The 20,520-nt window shown below is 30.0% G+C and carries 18 protein-coding genes; 10 read left to right on the forward strand and 8 right to left on the reverse strand.

What is annotated here, in order from left to right; translation table 11 throughout:
- Positions 1–471 precede the first annotated feature (471 nt).
- From EV145_RS08290 to EV145_RS08320, 7 genes are all read right to left on the reverse strand, one after another.
- Positions 472–2,664, reverse strand: a complete 2,193-nt coding sequence (locus EV145_RS08290; protein ID WP_133524746.1) for a peptidase domain-containing ABC transporter — start codon at positions 2,662–2,664, stop codon at positions 472–474.
- A gap of 1 nt (position 2,665) precedes the next feature.
- Complete coding sequence (locus EV145_RS08295) at positions 2,666–4,018, reverse strand: radical SAM/SPASM domain-containing protein (RefSeq protein ID WP_133524747.1); 1,353 nt, start codon at positions 4,016–4,018, stop codon at positions 2,666–2,668.
- A 44-nt stretch (positions 4,019–4,062) separates the two neighbouring features.
- The gene (locus EV145_RS08300; RefSeq protein ID WP_133524748.1) at positions 4,063–4,254 is read right to left on the reverse strand and encodes a hypothetical protein; all 192 of its coding nucleotides are present in this window, start codon (positions 4,252–4,254) and stop codon (positions 4,063–4,065) included.
- A gap of 78 nt (positions 4,255–4,332) precedes the next feature.
- Positions 4,333–4,524 (reverse strand): hypothetical protein, encoded by a 192-nt coding sequence (locus EV145_RS08305; RefSeq protein ID WP_133524749.1) that lies wholly within the window; start codon positions 4,522–4,524, stop codon positions 4,333–4,335.
- Positions 4,525–4,658: 134 nt separating this feature from the next.
- The gene (locus EV145_RS08310; RefSeq protein ID WP_133524750.1) at positions 4,659–7,058 is read right to left on the reverse strand and encodes an outer membrane beta-barrel family protein; all 2,400 of its coding nucleotides are present in this window, start codon (positions 7,056–7,058) and stop codon (positions 4,659–4,661) included.
- Between the two features lie 133 nt (positions 7,059–7,191).
- Complete coding sequence (locus EV145_RS08315; RefSeq protein WP_133524751.1) at positions 7,192–7,380, reverse strand: hypothetical protein; 189 nt, start codon at positions 7,378–7,380, stop codon at positions 7,192–7,194.
- A gap of 83 nt (positions 7,381–7,463) precedes the next feature.
- Positions 7,464–7,655, reverse strand: coding sequence for a hypothetical protein (locus tag EV145_RS08320; RefSeq protein WP_133524752.1), 192 nt, complete (start codon positions 7,653–7,655; stop codon positions 7,464–7,466).
- A 621-nt stretch (positions 7,656–8,276) separates the two neighbouring features.
- Between EV145_RS08320 and EV145_RS08325 the strand changes: the two genes are divergently transcribed.
- The 10 genes from EV145_RS08325 (at position 8,277) to EV145_RS08365 (ending at position 19,508) form a co-directional block, all read left to right on the forward strand.
- Entirely contained in the window at positions 8,277–9,902 is a 1,626-nt protein-coding gene (locus EV145_RS08325) for a helix-turn-helix domain-containing protein (protein WP_166638423.1), read from the forward strand.
- A 135-nt stretch (positions 9,903–10,037) separates the two neighbouring features.
- The gene (locus EV145_RS22380; RefSeq protein ID WP_166638424.1) at positions 10,038–10,214 is read left to right on the forward strand and encodes a hypothetical protein; all 177 of its coding nucleotides are present in this window, start codon (positions 10,038–10,040) and stop codon (positions 10,212–10,214) included.
- Positions 10,215–10,224: 10 nt separating this feature from the next.
- On the forward strand, positions 10,225–11,898 hold the full coding sequence (locus EV145_RS08330) for a S8 family peptidase (RefSeq protein WP_166638425.1): 1,674 nt from the start codon (positions 10,225–10,227) through the stop codon (positions 11,896–11,898).
- The gene (locus EV145_RS08335) at positions 11,895–14,093 is read left to right on the forward strand and encodes a lantibiotic dehydratase family protein (protein WP_133524755.1); all 2,199 of its coding nucleotides are present in this window, start codon (positions 11,895–11,897) and stop codon (positions 14,091–14,093) included. The genes EV145_RS08330 and EV145_RS08335 overlap by 4 nt, the downstream gene beginning before the upstream one ends.
- A gap of 2 nt (positions 14,094–14,095) precedes the next feature.
- The gene (locus tag EV145_RS08340) at positions 14,096–14,953 is read left to right on the forward strand and encodes a thiopeptide-type bacteriocin biosynthesis protein (protein ID WP_133524756.1); all 858 of its coding nucleotides are present in this window, start codon (positions 14,096–14,098) and stop codon (positions 14,951–14,953) included.
- Positions 14,954–15,418: 465 nt separating this feature from the next.
- On the forward strand, positions 15,419–15,658 hold the full coding sequence (locus EV145_RS08345; protein WP_133524757.1) for a hypothetical protein: 240 nt from the start codon (positions 15,419–15,421) through the stop codon (positions 15,656–15,658).
- 143 nt (positions 15,659–15,801) lie between these two features.
- Complete coding sequence (locus tag EV145_RS08350) at positions 15,802–17,664, forward strand: ABC-F family ATP-binding cassette domain-containing protein (protein WP_133524758.1); 1,863 nt, start codon at positions 15,802–15,804, stop codon at positions 17,662–17,664.
- A gap of 95 nt (positions 17,665–17,759) precedes the next feature.
- Positions 17,760–18,125 (forward strand): four helix bundle protein, encoded by a 366-nt coding sequence (locus tag EV145_RS08355; protein WP_133524759.1) that lies wholly within the window; start codon positions 17,760–17,762, stop codon positions 18,123–18,125.
- Between the two features lie 110 nt (positions 18,126–18,235).
- The gene (locus EV145_RS08360) at positions 18,236–18,706 is read left to right on the forward strand and encodes an FKBP-type peptidyl-prolyl cis-trans isomerase (RefSeq protein ID WP_133524760.1); all 471 of its coding nucleotides are present in this window, start codon (positions 18,236–18,238) and stop codon (positions 18,704–18,706) included.
- Positions 18,707–18,728: 22 nt separating this feature from the next.
- Positions 18,729–19,508 carry an O-methyltransferase gene (locus EV145_RS08365; protein WP_133524761.1) on the forward strand — a complete coding sequence of 260 codons (780 nt, stop codon included), beginning with the start codon at positions 18,729–18,731 and terminating at the stop codon, positions 19,506–19,508.
- Between the two features lie 48 nt (positions 19,509–19,556).
- Here the strand turns inward: EV145_RS08365 and EV145_RS08370 are convergent, their stop codons facing one another.
- Positions 19,557–20,216: a DUF6565 domain-containing protein gene (locus EV145_RS08370; RefSeq protein ID WP_133524762.1), complete on the reverse strand. Its 660-nt coding sequence runs from the start codon at positions 20,214–20,216 to the stop codon at positions 19,557–19,559.
- Positions 20,217–20,520 lie beyond the last annotated feature (304 nt).

Genomic DNA, 20,520 nt, shown 5'->3' on the forward strand with positions numbered 1-20,520 from the left:
TTTTTAAATAGCCCTAACGGGACAATTCTCGAACCATTTTTGGGATGATTTAAATAAAATAAATATCAAACAATATTAAATTTTTTGGTTTAAATCCCGTGACGGTCAATATAAATATTAATAAATATAGACAGTCTAGTTTGCAATTTACAAACCATTTTATGAATGATTTAAAGAAATTTGCTTATTTTTAGGTGAATTTATAAGATAATTAGCTTAATATTTTACTCGTAAGCGGTTCATAAGTATTGTAAGGGTTAAATGTTAAAATATAGTAGGGAGATTATTCAGATCAAAATCTGATTGTATAACAATAAAAAAAAAACATTGCTCGACTAAAGAACAGAATAGTATCATTCTTTTTAGTACTTTCTAATTATATTTTTCATTGGTCTCAACATATTATTTATCTTCTTTTTTAGTTTTTATCGCAAAGTTGAAGGCTACTAAGGTATAAAGTGCTCTACTAATTTAGACACCTAACTCAAGCTGATTTTTTACTAAATTAAAATAATCTGCTTTTTTATTTACTAATTCTTTGTGAGTGCCTATTTCTATAATTTTACCGTTTTTTAAAACAATAATTTGATCTGCATTTTTAACGGTACTCAATCTATGTGCTACAATTAATACAGTTTTATCCTCAAAAAAAACATTTAAATTTTCCATTATTATTCTTTCATTCTCGGCATCCAAACTGCTTGTGGCTTCATCAAAAAATAAATATTTTGGATTTCTATAAACAGCTCTAGCAATCAGAATTCTTTGTTTTTGACCTCCGGAAATCCCACTTCCTGAAGAACCTATTTTAGTTTTTAAGCCCAGAGGAAGACTATTGATAAAGTCGGACAGATTTGCTGTTTTGATGGCATTTTCTAACTTTTCACTATCAATTTCTACTTCAGAGGTAGCAATATTCCTTTCTATGGTTTCTGAAAAAATGAATCCGTCCTGCATAACAACTCCGTATTCATTTCTCCATTCTTCAAGTTTAGTGTCTTTCAAATTTTTTCCATTTACTAAAATCTCTCCCTCCGTTACATCATAATACATCAATAAAATTTTTAAAAGAGTTGTTTTACCACTTCCGCTTGAACCAACAATTGCAGTAATTTTATTTGCAGGAATAAAATGATTAATCTTTTGCAATACATATTCAGATTTTGGGCCTTCATACTGAAAACTAATATCATTAAGTAAAATTCCATCTATTTTATCAGTGATCATGTATTTTTTAGTAGGCAAATATGGTATTTGATTTTCATTAACTTTGAAATTATGAATTTCATTTAATCTTGAAAAACTCAATTTAGCGTCTTGCAGTGAACGAAAAAAAGTTATCAATTGATTTATTGGAGAATTCATTTCACCAATAATATAAGATACACTTAGCATGCTGCCTAAAGTAAGATTGTTATCAATTACATTTTGAGCAACTATAAATGTGACAACAATATTTTTTAAACTGTTTAAAAAATCATATCCGGAAAGTTGAAATTGGTCTAAATTAAGAACTTTTACATTAATCTTTAAAAGCTTTTCCTGTAATTCTTTCCATTGATTTTTTTTGTATTCTTCAAAGTTATTCAGTTTTATCTCCTGCATTCCGGTTACAAGTTCATAAGTGGTACTTTGATTATCTGCTAATAAGTCAAACCTGTTATAATCAAGTATTTTTCTTTGTCTTTGAAAATATAAAACCCATAATATAGACAAGAGTGTTATACACGTATATACTAACAATAATGACCACTTATAATATGCAAGAACTCCAAAAAAAACAGAAAAATTTATTAAAGAAAAAAGAATCTGAACACTTTGGGAAGTTAAAAAATTTTCGATTCTTTTATGATCTTGGATCCTTTGCGTCAAATCACCAATTCTTTTAGCATCGAAATATTTTAAAGGCATGCTCATTAATTTGCCAAAAAAATCAGCAATGATGTTTATATTGATTTTTGATCCAACATAAAGCAGAATTCTATTTCTTATGATCTCTACTATTGTTTGCCCAAAGAAAAGAAAAAGCTGAGCTAAAAGAATTAATGTAACAAGATTTATATTTTTAGCTTTTATGCCTTTATCAACCAAATTTTCAGTTAAAAAAGGGAAGGCCAGAGTCAGCAAACTTCCTAAAAATAGAGTTGCAAAAATTTTTGTCATTTGCCATTTAAATGGCTTTATGTAATTTAAGAGATAAGAAAGATTATTCTGTTCTTTTATTTCTTTCTGTTTAAAAAAAGAATTACCGGGAGTTAAATATAAAGCAATGCCCTTCATTGAGCTAGCTATCCATCCCTTGCAGAAATCTTCTTCATCTATCTTAATGAAGCCGTGGGCTGGATCTGCTAAGTAATAATATGTTTTTTTAAGAAATCTGCTCTTTTTAATTTTGTATAAGACTAAAAAGTGTGCTTGATTCCAGTGAAGTATGCAAGGCAGTTCGACTTCTTTTTCCTTAAGTTTATCAAGTGTTAATTTCGCAGATATTGTCTCAAAGCCTATCGTTTGGGCGGCCTGCGAAATCCCCAAAAGACTTACGCCATTTTTGGTTATAAAAGAATTTTCTCTAAAAAAAGACAGGCTAAATTCTTTTCCGTAATATTTAGCAATCATAACCAAACAAGATGGACCACAATCCATCTCGTCTAATTGATATGTCATTTTAATTTTTTGCAATTTCTTCTTTTTTTTGTCTGATATAATAATCCAAAAGCAGTTTGTCTTTAAAATTTGATTTAAAAGGCGGACAGGCGGGAGTTCCTTCATGCCAAGATTTTGGGCAGCCACCTCCACAGACTGGCAAATGCAAACACGATTTGCACCAAGTTGTTCCTGAGTCTACTACAGTACTCCAATCCCGGAGCGTTGCATTCATATTATAAGTTTCCTTGGATTCAAAAAGATTTCCAATCAAACTATCTCCTTTGCCATAAGTTTCAGAATAAGGGAACTCCCAACAGGCATATATGTTTCCAAAAGCATCCCATACTTCACTGTCTTTTTGTTCAACCATACAAACAGAATAACTTCGTTTTGGCAAAATGTTCACTCTTATATTATATTCATAACATCTAAAAAGCCATTCGATTTCTTTTTGTGCAAAAAAATCTTTTGTTAAACTTTCTTTTCCAGCATCATTACCACCAAAATCAACAATTGTTGCAAAATACATAGTAATTTTATCCTGCAAATTCATTTCATTAATATAATCTATTAAGGGCTCCACATATTGGTAATTAGTTTTGTCAATATTTACCCTTATGGATATATTACATCCATAATCTTTATAAGTTGGAGTTTGAGTAACATCTGCAATATTTTTCATTATAATATCAAATGTTGGATCGCCTGTCTTAGTAATTCTTCGTGTATCATGACTCTCCGCAGTTCCATCTATAGTTATTTGATAGTCAGTTACTCCGCACTCTTTAACGAGTTCCTCAAACAATCTAGGTTTTAAGCTTAAACCATTTGTAACCATATCGGAAATATATGTAAAGCCTTTTTCTTTACATAAAGCAATCATTCTTTTCGATGCTTTTTTTATTGATGAATAACCTGTCAAAGGTTCACCGCCGTACCACGTAATGGCTAGTCCATTGTAGATATCCTTTCCATTCAATAAAAATTCTATTCTTTCAAGATATTTATCAATAACATCTTCCTTTGCGTAGTCTTTAGTATGTGTCTGACCACAATAGTGGCACCCTAATTGACAATTGGCAGATGGCTGAATAGTCATGGCCAGGAAATTTACAGTATCTCTAACTTCTGCATTTCTTGACATGACATGTAGATATTCATCTTCTTCAGCGCTAACTATAAACTCTTTTTCGATTAATGTTTTGTATATTTCTTTATCAACTTTATCAAATTCGTTATTAACGGCAAATTGATAGATATTCTCATCAATTAATATTGAAGTCGCAGTTCGAGTTGAAAAAATAATTCTTTTATTAGGCATATCTACATCGCTCAGTTCATCAGTAGATAGATGGTATTTTGAAAATTTCATACTTTAGTTTTGTTAGTTTTCAGTTAATTATAGACAGTATAATTCTATTCTATTGCAGGGTAAAATGAACCGCAGTCACCAATCGTTAATTGATCGCAGTTTCCTCTAAAAACACCGCAACTTGATAGTTTACCACATCCGCCAATTAATTTTGAAGCTTGTTTTTCAGATACAATCTCGAAACTTGCTGTTCCCTTTTTGCTTTTAGCAAATTCAATAAATTTTTTCTTGAACATATTTAGTGGTTTAGTAGAAATACAGTAAAACCAATATATTGGCTTTACTGTACTGTAAAAATCTATTTTAAGATTATATTAAGAATCTTCCGGTTCTGCATATCTTGAACAAGATGTCAGTTCCGGACAAGTTCCGCTAAATGCTCCGCAAGACTTTAATGATCTGCAGCCGCCTGTAAATTTTGATGCGTCTGCATCATTCAAGACTTCAAAAGAAGTCGAAGAAAGTTCTTTATTTTGAACTAAGGCTTTAAATTTGCTTTTAAACATTGTTTTGAAAATTAAGAATTAAAAAATACAGCATATAAAAACACCGTGCTGACTCGGCATGGTTGCAACCCATATTTAGAATTTCTTTCTTTCCTACTGCGCAATACGAAATACTCAAAATGATAAATCAAAATCTAATTTCCTCCAGCCCTGTTTTTTTCTTCACTGTTACCCGCTTTATTCTCCTTGATCTTCAATTTATTGTTTCCAAACTTGTAAGAAACTGAAATGGTAAATCGGCGTGCATCCTCATAATTTGTATTGTATGAGTTTATGCCGTTTATTTTTTGTGACCACCTTTGCATATTACTTTTAAAAACATCAGAAACAAGAAAATTCACAACCAACTGTTTTTTCAGCAATAAATATTTGAAACCAAAATCAGTATTAAAAACACCCTCATTTCTTGTATTTATAGAAGTGCTGGGAAAAGAATACATTATGTCCAAATTCATTAAAATAGTTTTGGATTTATTTATTATAAACGAATTATTACTTGATAAACTGCTTCCCAAACCTTCTGTTGGACTCTCAACGCTGATATTATCAGACTTTGTCTTGCTGTAGTAGAGAAATAAAGAGTTAAAGCTTTCCCAGAACTTAAATTTGTTAAAAACATAACTTTCATTTATTCCAATATTTTGGGAGTCAAAATAATTTAAGTTTGTTGTAATTTGATTAATATTTCCATTTTCGATAAATGTTATTGAAGAAAAGCCATTTTTCTCCAAGGAGTAATACAGTGATGAATTAAAATTGTTTTTCAAAATATAGCCCAGACTGAGATTATGGCTTATACTTGGCTGCAAAAAAGGATTGCCTTCAATATAGGAATATGCATTGTTATATTCCCGAAAAGGATTGAGCATGGAGTATCTGGGCCTATTAATTCTTTTTCCATAATTGACTGAAAATGAATGATTATCGTTTGGAGTAAATGTTATGTATGATGTTGGGAAAAGTTTTGAATATTTTTGGTCGGTTTTCTTATTCAGAGTAGCAGAGTAACCATTGGTCTGAGTTATTTCGTATCTCAGCCCAATCTGAATTTCCCATTTATTGCTGCCGATTTTTTTAGCCCCTGAAAAGTATACTGCCTGATTATTTTCTTTGTATCTAAATAAATTGCTTATCGAAGTTTCGGCTGTATTTTTGTCTGGATTAAGATTATAATATTCAAGTTCACTATTATTCTGCACAACTGATATTTTGGCTCCATAATCAATGTTAGCCCATTTTGACGGATGTACCATATCCACTTTTACAGAAAAATTTTTCAATTCTTGATTCCCTAAATTTTGCTTTGAAACAATTGTACCTGAATCATTTATTACATCATAATCATCAGTTATAAATGCTAAATAACTTTTTTTGTCATAATCAAAATAATCTATGTCTAATGATAAGTTACGTCCGTCTGGATTAATCTTATATTTTGAATAGAAATTCAACGTACTATACTTGTTGTCCTTTTTTTCGAATAGTTTTGTCTGAATGTTTTGATTTGGACTATTTGTTTCAACATCAGAAAGGACTGCTAAATTATTTTGCTTAACAGTTGGATCGCTGTTTCCTCCAGTATATTGAAATCCAATAGAAATATTCTCATTTATTTTATAGTCAGTCGAAAATTTGCCTCCAAAAATTTTATTATAACTGCGCAATTTATCATTGCTATTCCAATTTTCTGTTGCGTAATCAATTTTTTGATTTTCTAATAGTCGATTAGAGCCGTTTGAATAATTTAGGTTTGAAGTTAATGCAATTTTGTTTTTTTGATAGGCAAATGAACCTCCAACGGAACCTGAAGAGTAAGTGGATTGGATGTATGCCGAGCGAAAACTTGCATTCCAGGAGTTTGATTTAGTTTTTTTTAATTTTATATTAATAATTCCGCTATTTCCTTCAGCATCGTATTTTGAAGGCGGATTTGTGATTACTTCAATAGACTTAATGTCTTCTGATTTTATCGTTCGCAGATAATTAGTTAAATCATCTCCGGAAAGCTGAACAAACCGCTCATCAATCATTACTGCCAGACTGCTTTTGCCAATCATGCTTATTTTATCATTTTGAATATTTATCCCGGGAGTAGCTTTTAAAGCATTAATTGCATCTCCACCTGTTGAAGCAGAAATACTATTCTCAACATTAAAAACTAAACGATCAACTTTTCTCTCTATAAGTTTCTTTTTTGAGTTCACCATTACCTCTTTAAGTTCTTGTGAGTTATCTATTTCAATTATTCCCAAGTCCTGATTACCTTGAAAGTCAAACCTTTTTTGATATAAAATAGTTCCAACTTGTTTAATTAATAATTGACAGTTTCCTCTCTCTGTTTTTATTGAAAATTTCCCCTCATAATCGGTTAATGTACTTTGCACGACTATAGAGTCTTTGTTTATTAATTGTATTTCTAAAAACTTTAGGTTTTTCTCAATTTGTCTAACCTGTCCTTTTATTTCTATTTGTGCAAATAATGAAGCAGGCAATAAAACAATTAAAAAAAAAGATACAAAATAGGTTCTCAACATTCTAGGGGCTGTTTATGATTTCTATTTGAATTAGTTTATTTTGAATTTTAAAATTTTGCATCAACATGCACTTTTAATCAGTCAAAACTGTTAACTAATAGCGACTTTGTTAGTACTGTGTTTTTATTTTTTTTTACTCGTTAAGATAAAATGAGCCGCAATTATCAATAGTTAATTGATCACAGTTTCCTCTGAAAACACCGCAGCTTGATAGTTTTCCACAGCCACCAATTAATTTTATCGCTTGTTTTTCAGATATAATCTCGAAATTTGATATTGCTTTTTTTCTTTTTGAAAGCTCAATAAATTTTTTCTTGAACATATTGTAATTTTTTAGTTGTTATTAAATACAGTAAAACCATTATAATGATTCTACTGTACTGAAAATCTATTTTTTGATTACTTTTACGAATCCGTAGGTTCGTCAAATCTTTGACAGCTTACTAGTTCACCGCATGTTCCCGAAAAAACTCCGCATCCAGATAACTTTCTGCATCCTCCGGTAAGCTTTGATGTTTCTCTGTCGTTCAAAATTTCAAAAGAACTGCTAGAAAATTCTTTATTTTGAACTAAGGCTTTAAATTTGTTTTTAAACATTGTATTAATAGTTTAAAGTTAAAAAAATACAGCATCCATAAACACCGTGCTGGCTCGGCTTGGTTGCAACCTAGTTATTTAGATTTTTTTCTTTCGCACTGCGCAATACGAGGTACTCAAAATGATAAATCTATGTATGTTATGTCCTAATTATCTTTCAAGGCTTTATATTAATTCTTGGCTGATTTTAATCTTTTAGCTTGCAAAAAAAGTGGACAAAACTAGTTGTCTTACTTTTGATTCTTAATTAATATTGATTAGAAGAAACATCATTTATAATAGAACAAATGTTTATAAATAGACACCACTTTAATTATATAACATTTCATAAGTCAAAACTACAAGGACTTGACTTAGGCCACAAATGTTATGTATCGAAATTCTGGAATTTAGATATGGAATTCAGGAATTTTTAACTTGTGTACCGTGTTAAGTGTTGGTTTTAAACGAATTATCATTTCATTTTTTTTAAGAATTTTTGTCTTAAATTTTGGAAAGAAACTTTATTTTTGTCGGAAATTAATATAAAATATGCGACGCTTTAAATTTTTGATAAACTTAGTTTTAATATTGTTTTCTAGTTTTATATTGGCTCAGGGTCCTAAAAAGCATTTTGATGAAATGTCTTATAAAGAACTAAAAGCGCTTTATCATAATAATATAAAGGATGTAAAAAAGCAGTTATTTTATGCTAATGCTTATTTATCGAAGGCAAATAAGGAAGGCAATTCAATTGAAAAGGCACGAGGTTGGTATTTACTTTCATTATTATGCTCTGGAGAGAAAGCTATTCGTTATTTAGACAGTACTATATATTATTCCAAAAATTTGAATGATATGAAGTATCCGGCTTATGCTTTTTCAAGAAAAGCGTATGAATTTGTATATAAGTCGAATTATAAAGAAGCTATAGATAATTTCTTGATTGCGGAAAAAATTGCTAAAAAAAACAATATTGATTTTTATTACCACGTAAAATATTCGATTGCAGTTTTAAGATCGGAGCAATTAGGAGAAGTAAATGAGGCACTGAAATTATACAAAGAATGTTTTAATTACTATAAAGAAAAAGATGTTAGAGAATCTAAATACTCCTATGCCTATCAAGATGTTTTGTTTGGATTAGCAGATGCATACAAAACATTACATCAATTAGACTCAGCAACATACTACAATAAATTAGGATATAAGGAATCAAAACTTACTAAAGATTTTGAATACAATACACTTTTTGTTCTAAATGAAGGGGCTAATTCAGTAGAAAAAAAAATGTATAATACTGCAATTGACAGTATCAATAAAGCTTTGCCAAGAATTATTTTCTATAAAAACTCAGAAAATACTCTAGCGTCATATTACTATTTAGGAAAAGCATATAATGGATTAGGTAAAATGGATAAGGCTGCTGAAAATTTTATAAAAGTAGACTCAATTTACAATAAAACAAAAAAAATTACGCCCGAGTTTACAAGTGGATATTTGTTTTTGATCTCCTATTTTAAAAATAAAAACGACAAAGAAAATCAGTTAAAATATCTCAGCCAATATATGTTTATTGATAGCCTTTTGCAGACTGATTATAAAGAACTAAGTAAAAAGCTGGAAAAAGAATATGATATACCTAATTTGATTTTAGAAAAAGAAAACCTGATACAAGATCTGACAAATGGTAAAAACAGATTTTATTGGGAGATTGGTTTATTGCTTTCATTAGTAATTATCACTACAAGTTTTGGGGTTTATCAGTATAAAATTAAAAAGAGACAATATTCTAAATTTGAAAAATTAATATATGAATCAGCGAATAGTGAAATAGAAACTAATAAACCAATTAAAAAAGAAATTAAAAGTATAAAATCTGGCATAGAGAATATTGGAATCAATCAGGAACTGGTCGGACAGATATTAGAAAAGTTAAATCATTTCGAAATAACAAAAGGTTATTTATCCTCAAATATTACTGTTCAGTCATTATCTGATGCTTTTGAAACTAATAGTAAATATATTTCTAAAGTAGTAAATACTTATAAAGGGAAGAGTTTTATACAATACATTAATGACCTTAGAGTCGAAGACGCTTTAAAATCTTTGAAAGAAGATAATAAATTGAGAAAATATACAATTCAAGCATTAGCTATTGAGTTTGGTTTTAATAATTCTGAATCGTTTTCGACTGCATTTTATAAAAAAACAGGTATCAAACCCGTTTATTTTATTAAGCAGTTAGAAAAAATAAATGAAGCTTAACTGGTTGTTAATGAGTGTTTTTTTTATGATTTTGATATTGGAATTCAGGAATTTCGATAAATAGAAATTATGATTAAATATGATTTTGTCAGGCAAAATTTATATTTGCAACGTAACATTTAATATAAAAAAAACATGAAAGGTAAGAAGACTAAAAAAGAGGTCAAAAAATTTGACTTGGAAAAAATGAAATTTGCAAAATTAAAAAATATGCATCTGATTGTTGGCGGTGACGGCGGTGATGATCCAGAAACAGGTACAGCTACCAGCAAAAATTGTAATCTTAGTAGGTCTTGCGGTGTTGATGATTAAGACTATAAGAATGAAAAAAATATATATTATTTGTTTTGCTTTTATCATTTTGATTGGATGTAAATCTTCAAAAGAAACGATCAATTTAAAAACGGGAGATTTAAAACAAACGTGGTATCAAAAAGATTATGAAATAAACAAGATACCAGGTATTTCATTAGATAAATGGTTCGGCCAAAATAAAAATAAAACAAAAAAGACTATTATCGTTGCAGTAATTGATACTCAAATTGATAAAAACCATGAAGATTTAAAAGATAAAATTTGGATAAATTCAAAAGAAATTCCTAATAATAATCTGGATGATGATCAAAACGGATATATCGATGATATACAAGGCTGGAATTTTACTGCAAAAAACGACAGCTATGTCGTGTGGGGAAATTTTGAATATGTAAGGATTGTAAGAGAGTTTCGAGATAAGTTTGAAAATAACGATAATCTTCAACTTTCGAAAAATGATGCAACTAGCTATAAAGAATATTTAAGAGCGAAGAAAAAGTTGGCCGAAGAAAAGAAGTATTATGAAAATAGACTGAAATCTCAAAAATACAGTACAGTAGTTTTTCCAATTGCTAAAGACAGCTTAAGGCATTATTTCCCTGAAGAGAATTACACTTATGAACAATTGGATAGCTTGTATAAGATTCATAAAGTTAATGACAAAACTTTTCGCCAACGACGTGAAGATAATGATAAAGACTTGGGGGCAATGATAGATTTTATGATGCATAGATATGATCTAGATGAAAAAACGTTGGCTGATGTTGTCGAAATGGAAACACAAATTGATTCAATTGTAAATAAAAATTTGAATGTAAATTTTGATGAAAGAAAATTTATTGGAGATCATCCTGATATTTTGGAAAAAGGATACGGCAGTAAGTATATAAGTATTTCTAAAAAAGGGCATAGATCTTTTCAAGATCATAATACAAAAGTGTCAGGTATCATTGGAGCCGAAAGAAATAATGATGTTGGAATGAAAGGAATTGCAGAAAATATAAAAATCATGTCATTAACCATTTCATATTCAGGAGATGAACACGATAAAGATATTGCAATGGCAGTTTATTATGCGGTTGATAACGGAGCAAAAGTAATTAATATGTCTTTTACCAAGGAATTTTCATTAAGACAAGACTGGATTTCTGAAGCTTTCCGTTATGCTGAAAAACATAATGTTTTAATTGTTCACGCTGCCGGAAATGAGGGCCTAAATATTGATGAAAATCCTGTCTATCCAAGTGATAATAGTTATGATGGAACTGAAGATATTTCCAATAATTTTATCAATGTAGGCTCAATATCGAGCAGACTTGATAGTACATTTGTTTCCCGTTTTTCTAATTATGGCAAAAAGAATGTTGATTTATTTGCCCCTGGAGAAGAAATTTATACTACTGCATCTGGCAATACATATAAATTTGATTCAGGAACATCATTGGCTGCTCCGATGGTTTCGGGAACAGCTGCATTAATTTGGTCTTATTATCCAGAACTTACAGTTGGGCAGGTAAAGCAAATTATTCTAGATTCAGGAACTATTTACAATTTAGAAGTAATAATACCGGGAACAAAAGATAAAAAGAAACTATTTTCAGAATTATCCAAATCAGGCAAGGTTTTAAATGTTTACAATGCCATGAACTTAGCTAAAAAAGTGAATCGAGAGAGAAAATGATATCGAACACTAAGATAGCATCCTTTGATGATTATGTATTAAGAACCCCTTTGTTTCCATTGTCTTTATATCTTGACACAGTAGATAATTATTCGATTGAGAAAGTAAAACGACATTATCAAAATCCACTAGTTCGAGAAGCTATTAATTTAGCTTCTCCGGATTTGATAAAAGAATTAGATAAATGGGCTAAAACAGATTCAAATTTGTCTGTTAAAAAGGCAAAAAGATTAGAGCTTACATTTCTAAAATATTTAGCCAGAATGTCATCCAGATGTACACCTTTTGGTCTCTTTTCGGGTTGTTCTGTGGGGAGAATAGATGTCCAAACAAGAATTATTCTAGAGGATTCTGAGAAGTTTGAGCGTTTTACCCAATTTGATATGCAATTTTGGATAATGCTGCTTCAGCAAGTTTCTAGAAAAAAGGAAGTAATGCCACATTTAAAATATTATCCAAACAATAGTATTTATAAAATTGGAGATTTTTATCGTTATATAGAATACAAAAGTTTAGGCACAAAGCGGGAACATAGTATTTCGGCATTACGAGAATCTGCTCTATTAGCTGAATTGCTTGATACTTTACAAAATGGAATGACTATCGAAGAAATGGTCACGTTTTTGTCGGATGATGAGAATGAAAAACAAGATGCTCAAGAATATGTTTTAAAACTCATCGATTTCCAATTTTTAGTAAGCGAGTTAGATGCAGTTGTCACAGGAAATAAGGATTGGAATAGAATATTTGCTATTTTGGAAAAGATTCCTTTACTTGATAGAGATTATCAGCTATTAAAAAAAACTAGAAAACAACTTGGTTCTCTAGATGAAAAACTTGTTCCTTCTGAGAAGACATATTATGAAATTAAAAGCAATATCAAACAAATAGGAATTGGTTTTGATGAAAAATATCTTTTCCAGACAGATTTAAAATCAAATACTTGTGTTAACACTTTAAATAAAAATATTCAAAAAAAAGTTCTTCGTGCAATTGAGTTTTTAAATGGTGTTCAAACAAAGCAGAATTTTAAAAATCAGGAAAACTTTAAAAAAGCATTTATTCAAAGGTATGAAAGCAGAATAATGCCATTAGCAACTGTTTTGGATACCGAAATAGGAATTGGTTATCTCCAGAATCACGATATGAACGACAGCCATGAGATCTTGGAATTTCTTTCAGTTAAACCTAAAGGCGCAGAGCATGGAAATGAACTTTGGACATCTTATGATTTTATTTTACAGAAAAAAATACAGGAGTGCATACTAAAAGGAGGAACAGAAATTGAATTATCTGAAAAAGATTTTTCAAACTTTAGTAGAGATCTTAGTAGTGCTCCGGTCACATTTTCTGTTATGTTTGAAGTTTTAGATCAGGAGAAAGTTGTAATCGAATCATCAGGGGATGTGAGTGCTAGCAAGCTCTTAGGTCGGTTTTGCAACGGCAATCTTTCAGTCCATAAACTGACTAAAGAGATTATACAAAAAGAAGAAGTTTTTTATGCCGATCAGATAATGGCGGAGGTTGTTCATATTCCTGAATCAAGAACAGGAAATATTTTGCGTCGACCTGTTTTTAGAAAACATGAAATTAGTTATTTGGCAAAATCCGGAGTGCATGAAAAGGATACAATTAATTTGAATGATTTGTGGATTTCTGTAGAAAATGACACCATAATACTATTTTCAAAAAAACACAATAAAAAGGTAATTCCTTGTTTGTCAAATGCTCACAACTTTTCTAAGAATTCATTACCTCTTTACCACTTTTTATGTGATTTACAATCTCAACATATAAAACCAATTTATTCTTTTGATTGGGGAGTCTTAAAAAAGCATTATAATTATTTTCCACGAGTAACGTATCATGATATCATTTTATCAAAAGCCAAGTGGGCTGTAGAAAAAGAAGAAATCATATATTTTTCTAAAATGAATGACAAACAACTTATAGAAGAATTTTTAAATTGGCGGTCTCAAAGAAATATTTCGCGTTATGTCAATTGGGTAAATCATGACAATACTCTTTTGTTTGATTTTGAAACTCAGGTAGGAATTGACTTATTCTTAAATTCTGTCAAAAATAAACAAGAAATCATTCTGGAAGAATTTTTGTTTACAAAAAATTCCGTGGTACAAAATAAAAATGCGGATCGTTATTGCAATCAATTTATATTATCGTTTTACAAAGAATAAAGATGCAGAGAAGTTTTTGTTTAGGCAGTCGGTGGCTATATTATAAAATATACACTGGTGTAAAAACAGCCGATTATATTTTAATCGAAAAGCTAGCCCCTGTTATTGCTAGCTTAGAAAAAAATAAAAAAATAAAAAAGTGGTTCTTTATCAGATATAGAGATACTGACGAACATCTGCGAATTCGTTTTTTAATAGATGATGTTGATAATTTGAGTGTACTCATCAATTCTTTTTATCCTATTTTCAAGGAGCTTATGGATGAGAATCTAGTTTGGAAAATTCAGACAGATACTTATGAAAGAGAAATAGAACGTTATGGAAAAGAAACAATGCATGATTCTGAATTTCTTTTCTGGCAAGACAGTAAAATGATGTTAAGATATCTGAGTTTAAAAACGACTTTCATTGAAAGAGAAACTCCGCTTTTTTTTAGTTTTTTAATGATTGAATCTTTCTTAAATTCGTTCAAGCTGTCAAATCTGGAAAAATTGGCTTTAATTAATAAGCTGCAGATTGCTTTTAAGGAAGAATTTAAAATAGAAAAAATTCAGAAAAAAGAATTGGATGTCAGTTATCGATTATTATATCCGCAAATTAAGCTTTTTTTAGAATTTTCGAATCAAGATAATTTCTCTGAAATTTTCAGTATTGTCAATAAGAAAGCAAAACGCATCGAAAAAAAGACTTTTGAAATGATGGAGAAAATTAAAATTCCCTTAGATGATTTTTTATCAAGTCATATTCATATGATGATTAACAGGCAATATACTTCCAAACAAAGAATGTATGAACTTGTTATTTATGATCATTTGCACAGGTATTATAAGTACTTAAGTTACAGAATGGAGAATAAATAATTATTAATTTTTAGGAGTAGCTGATTAATTTAGGACCAAATAAAGTATTAAAAAAATACCATTTTTTCAAGAACTGTTTTTCTTATAATAGCGGGAACAGGACTCGAACCTCAAAATCTATCTACGATTTTTTTTAAAACAGACAAATCACTTTTCAAAAGAAAAAAAGAAAAAAAAGAAAGCAATTTAAAATTGGACAAATAAGCAACAAAGTGCTATAAGTCCCGAAGGGTGACAAAACGAGGCACGAGTTTAGGTCATTATGCGCACTTTATTACTTGTGTACAATAAATTAGCTTACTTTTTATACTTTAGGAAGTAATATCAAATCCTCTTTTAAAATCATAAATATCATAGCTAAATTTTAACTATGATCAATTAAAAAATATTTATATCTTTATAAATCGAATGATGTAGAACAAAAAAAGACCTGAACAGGTCTTTTTTTAATGTAAAGGAAGGAAGATGAAAACAGAGAGAAAAGATTTATCTAGAAAAACAAATGTCAAGAGTAGCTTAAATTTACTAGCTATGCAAAATGACCAATTTGTGAGTACAAGGGAAGCAATGATTATTTTAGGAATTAAGAGCCAAACTACAATCGGTAAATATGAAACCGAAGGCAAAATTAAAGCCTACAGACCTTTTAGCAATCGAAAGAGATATAAGGTCAGCGAACTGTTAAAATTACAAAGTAAAAGATAGCCTAGTGCTATCTTTTTTTGTTACGTTCAAAAGGGTATCTTTGCCACCAAAATAAAAAAAACAGTCTTTTAACACTAGAGACTTAATTAGAGACCTATAAGTAAAAATTACCTGTAATCATCTGATTTAAAACAATTTACAAAATGAATTACTTATCTGTAGAAAATATATCAAAGTCATTTGGCGAAAGAGTCCTTTTTGACAACATTTCATTTGGAATCAATAAAGACCAAAAAATTGCTTTTATTGCTAAAAATGGTTCTGGTAAAACAACCATTATGAGTATTATTAATGGTTTAGATGAGCCAGATACGGGACAAGTAGTGTTGAGAAAAGGAATCAGAATGGCGTTTCTTTCACAAGACAATAATCTTCAGGATGAACTAACGATTGAAGAAAGTATTTTTGCTTCTGATAATGAAACGCTTAAAATAATCGAAGCTTATGAAAAAGCGCTAGAAAATCCAAACGATGAAGAAGCTTATCAAAAAGCTTTTGATGGAATGGATCAGCATAATGCATGGGATTTCGAGACGCAGTACAAACAAATTTTATTCAAATTAAAACTGGAAGATTTTAAACTTAAAGTAAAAAATCTTTCGGGAGGTCAAAAAAAGCGTCTTTCTTTGGCTATCATATTAATCAATCGTCCAGATTTATTGATTTTGGATGAGCCAACCAACCATTTAGATCTTGAAATGATCGAATGGCTTGAAAGTTATTTTACCAAAGAAAATATTACCTTGTTTATGGTAACGCACGACCGTTTCTTTTTAGAGCGCGTTTGTAATGAAATTATCGAATTAGACAACGGAAAATTATACCAATACAAAGGAAATTATTCTTATTATTTAGAGAAAAAGGAAGAGCGAATAACTTCTGAAAATGCCAGCGTTGACAAAGCTAAAAACTTATTTGTAAAAGAATTAGAATGGATGCGCCGCCAGCCAAAAGCAAGAACAACTAAATCGAAATCGCGTCAGGATGACTTTTATGTAATTAAAGAAAAAGCACAAAGCCGACGTAAAGAAAATAAAGTGGAGCTAGAAATCAATATGGAAAGAATGGGAAGCAAAATTATTGAGCTTCACAAACTTTCTAAAAAATTCAAGGATCGTGTTATTCTGGATAACTTTAGTTTTGATTTTCAGCGTGGCGAAAGAATCGGAATTATTGGGAAAAACGGAACTGGAAAATCTACTTTCCTTAATCTTTTGACAGGAACAATTCCGCCAGACAGTGGCCGAGTTGTAAAAGGTGACACAATTAAAATTGGTTATTACACACAATCTGGAATTAATCCAAAACCAGGTCAGCGTGTTATTGATATTATTAAGGAATATGGAGAATATATTCCGTTGGCAAAAGGAAAAATCATTTCGGCTTCACAATTGTTGGAACGTTTTCTTTTTGATGCCAAAAAACAATACGATTATGTCGAAAAATTAAGTGGAGGTGAATTAAAGCGTTTGTATTTATGTACCGTTTTGATTCAGAATCCAAACTTTTTAATTCTGGATGAGCCAACCAACGATTTGGATATTGTGACGCTTAATGTACTGGAAAGTTTCCTTTTAGATTATCCAGGATGTTTATTGGTGGTTTCGCATGACCGTTACTTTATGGATAAAATTGTCGACCATTTATTTATTTTTAGAGGACAGGGCGAAATTGAAAACTTCCCAGGAAATTATTCTGATTTTAGAGCTTACGAAGACAGTGCTGATGTTGCTCAAAAAGAAGAAAACAAAGCTGAAAAGAAAGATTGGAAACAAAATAATCCAACCGGAAATTTAAGTTTCAACGAACAAAAAGAATATCAGAAAATCGAAAGAGAAATTAAAGATTTAGAAATTGAAAAAACTAAAATCGAACAATTATTCGCTGATGGAAAAGTTGCTGATGCTGATATTGAGAAAAAAGCGAATGAACTTCAAAATATCATAAATAAAATTGATGCTAAAGAAGAACGCTGGTTTGAGCTTTCGGCTAAAATTGAGGGGTAGATTAGTTTTCAGTCGCAGTTTTCAGTTTTCAGTTTTTTCCTACATAAAAGTAAACTTTTTCCTTCTTTTTTATTATTCTTGTAGAAAAATAAAAAATGGATTTTAAAGAATTACTGGCTTATAAAAAATCATTTGAGCTGGCTATGGAAATTTTTGAAATTTCGAAAACTTTTCCAAAAGAAGAAACTTATTCCTTAACTGATCAAATACGTCGTTCATCAAGAAGTGTGACCGCAAACATTGCAGAATCATATAGAAAAAGAAGGTACGTAAATCATTTTATAAGTAAATTGACGGATAGTGACGCTGAAAACTCTGAAACAAGTACTTGGCTCGAATTTTCTTTAAAATGTCAATATATAAACAAAGAGACCTTCGATAGATTAAACATTAAAAATATAGAAATTGGAAAATTAATTAACTATATGATTAATAATCCAACGAAATTTGGATGCAACTAACTACTAAAAACTGAGACTGAGACTGAAAACTGAGACTAAGACTGAGACTGAAAACTGCGACTGAAAAACTAATTCTATATATTTATGACTTTAAAAATTTAAACACCACAATGAAACATTTTTTATCTGCATTATTTGCTCTTACACTTTTTATTTCATGCTCTAGTTCTGACAAAGATTTGAATGCACCTCCTAAAGATTATTCAGCAGAAAACGAAAAAGAAATTACAGACTATTTAGCTAAAAACAAATTAACAGCACAAAGATCCGATTCTGGTTTGTATTACATTATTAATGAACAAGGAACTGGTAAACAACCAACAAGCAGTTCAACGGTAACTGTAGCTTACAAAGGTTACTTTACTAATGGAAATATTTTTGATCAAAGCAGCAGTGCAGGTATCTCTTTCCCTCTTAATAAAGTAATTTCGGGATGGACAGAGGGCATTCCTTACTTTAAAGAAGGAGGAAGCGGCGTTTTGTTGATACCATCACATTTAGCTTACGGAAGTTATAGCCGTCCCGGCATACCTGCTGGTTCAGTTTTACTTTTTGATGTTAAATTAATTTCTGTAAACTAATTTCTGAACTATAATTTTCAAAATGCTTTTTCAAATAAAATCTTATCTAAAATTTCTTTGGAAATCTAAAAACGAACATGGAGTCCATTCACCATTCGTATTTAATTTATTAACGAAGTGTTTTTACGACAAGAAGCCAAAATCAGAATATGCGATTTTGAAAAAATACCGAAAATCACTTTTAGAAAATAGAAATTTTATTGAAGTAACCGATTTTGGCGCAGGTTCAAAAGTTTTCAAATCAAATAGAAGACAAATTGCGAAAATTGCAAAAACAGCTGGAATTTCTTCTACAAGAGCAGAATTGCTTTTTCGAGTAACAAGATATTTTGAACCGCAAAATATTCTTGAAATAGGAACATCATTAGGTTTAGCAACTTCAGCATTGGCCCTTGGAAATACAAATGCAAAAGTTATTACAATTGAAGGTTGCCCAAATACAGCAAACATTGCCGAAAATCAACTTAATCAATTCGATTGTAAAAATGTAGATAATATAATTTCAGAATTTGAGTCTTTTTTAATTTCCGAAAACCTGCAATCTACAATTTACAATCTAATATACTTTGATGGCAACCATTCGAAAAATGCAACTTTAAAATATTTTGATCTTTTATTGCCTACTACAGACAACGATTCAGTTTGGATTTTTGATGACATTCATTGGTCTCAAGAAATGGAAGAAGCATGGGAGATTATTAAAAATCATCCAAAAGTGACTGTAACAATCGACACTTTTCAATGGGGATTTGTATTTTTCAGATACGAACAGGAAAAAGAACATTTTACAATTAGAACATAAAAAAAAGACAATCATTTCTGATTGTCTTTTTTTTCAATTTAGCATTCTTTATTTTTTTGCTTCTTTATTTTCTTCAGACTTCGCTCCCATTCTGTTAACAGTGTACATTGGAGCAAATTTGATTTTCAAACCGGCAATTTTTCTATTGTCCTCAGCAGTTAAACCTTCTTTTTCAACGGTGTTTTTTCGGCTGTCCAACGCTTCATACAATATTTTGATTTCATCCCAGTCTTCTCTTGAATAACTGTCTTTATTATTTTCTACCGTATGAACAAATTGCTGGTAAACGCTATGAATGTTTTGGGCATTTACCCAAGAAAAACTCATATCATCTCCAATTTTTCCTTCACCAAACAAAGCGTTGCGCAATTGTTGTTTAGGACTTGGAGCTGGCGGGGCAAAAACGGCGGTCATTTCCTTTTTAAATTCTTCGTATTTAATTTTACTCGTATTTACTTTTTCAGTTGCAGCTGTTTTATCTTTTAGATCTGCTAAAGCTAATTCAGCTTCCTGCGCTCTTTTGTCATATTCAGCGTCAACGCTTTTCCAGTCGGCTTTCAAATCTTCCGCTGCAACATTTTTAACTGAATCAACGTAGGCTACATAAGAATCTACGGTTTTTTGAGCTTTTTCTTGTTTCTCATCTTTACACGATGTAAAGCTTAAAGCTATTAATGCTATTCCCGATAATAATTGTATGCTTTTCATAATTCTGATTATTTTAATTAATACATTAACAAATGTACCTAAACCTTACTGCAATAAATTACATTATTATCATCTTTGAAAAATAAAAAACATAATAAAACTGTAAAAAATAAAAAATAATGATAATAATGTAATATTTATTTAAAATAATATAACAGCTTACTTTCTAAAACATATATAGTTTTGGTTATATAAATGCATTTTAAAACAAAAGAGTTTTTTTGTAACAAAAACCAATAATGTACTACTTATCAATTTTATTGAAAAGTGTTTTGTACTTTTAAAACCAAAATTGTAAAACGAA

Origin of the sequence: Flavobacterium sp. 245 (genome assembly GCF_004362055.1) — a bacterium.
Taxonomy (GTDB): Bacteria; Bacteroidota; Bacteroidia; order Flavobacteriales; family Flavobacteriaceae; genus Flavobacterium.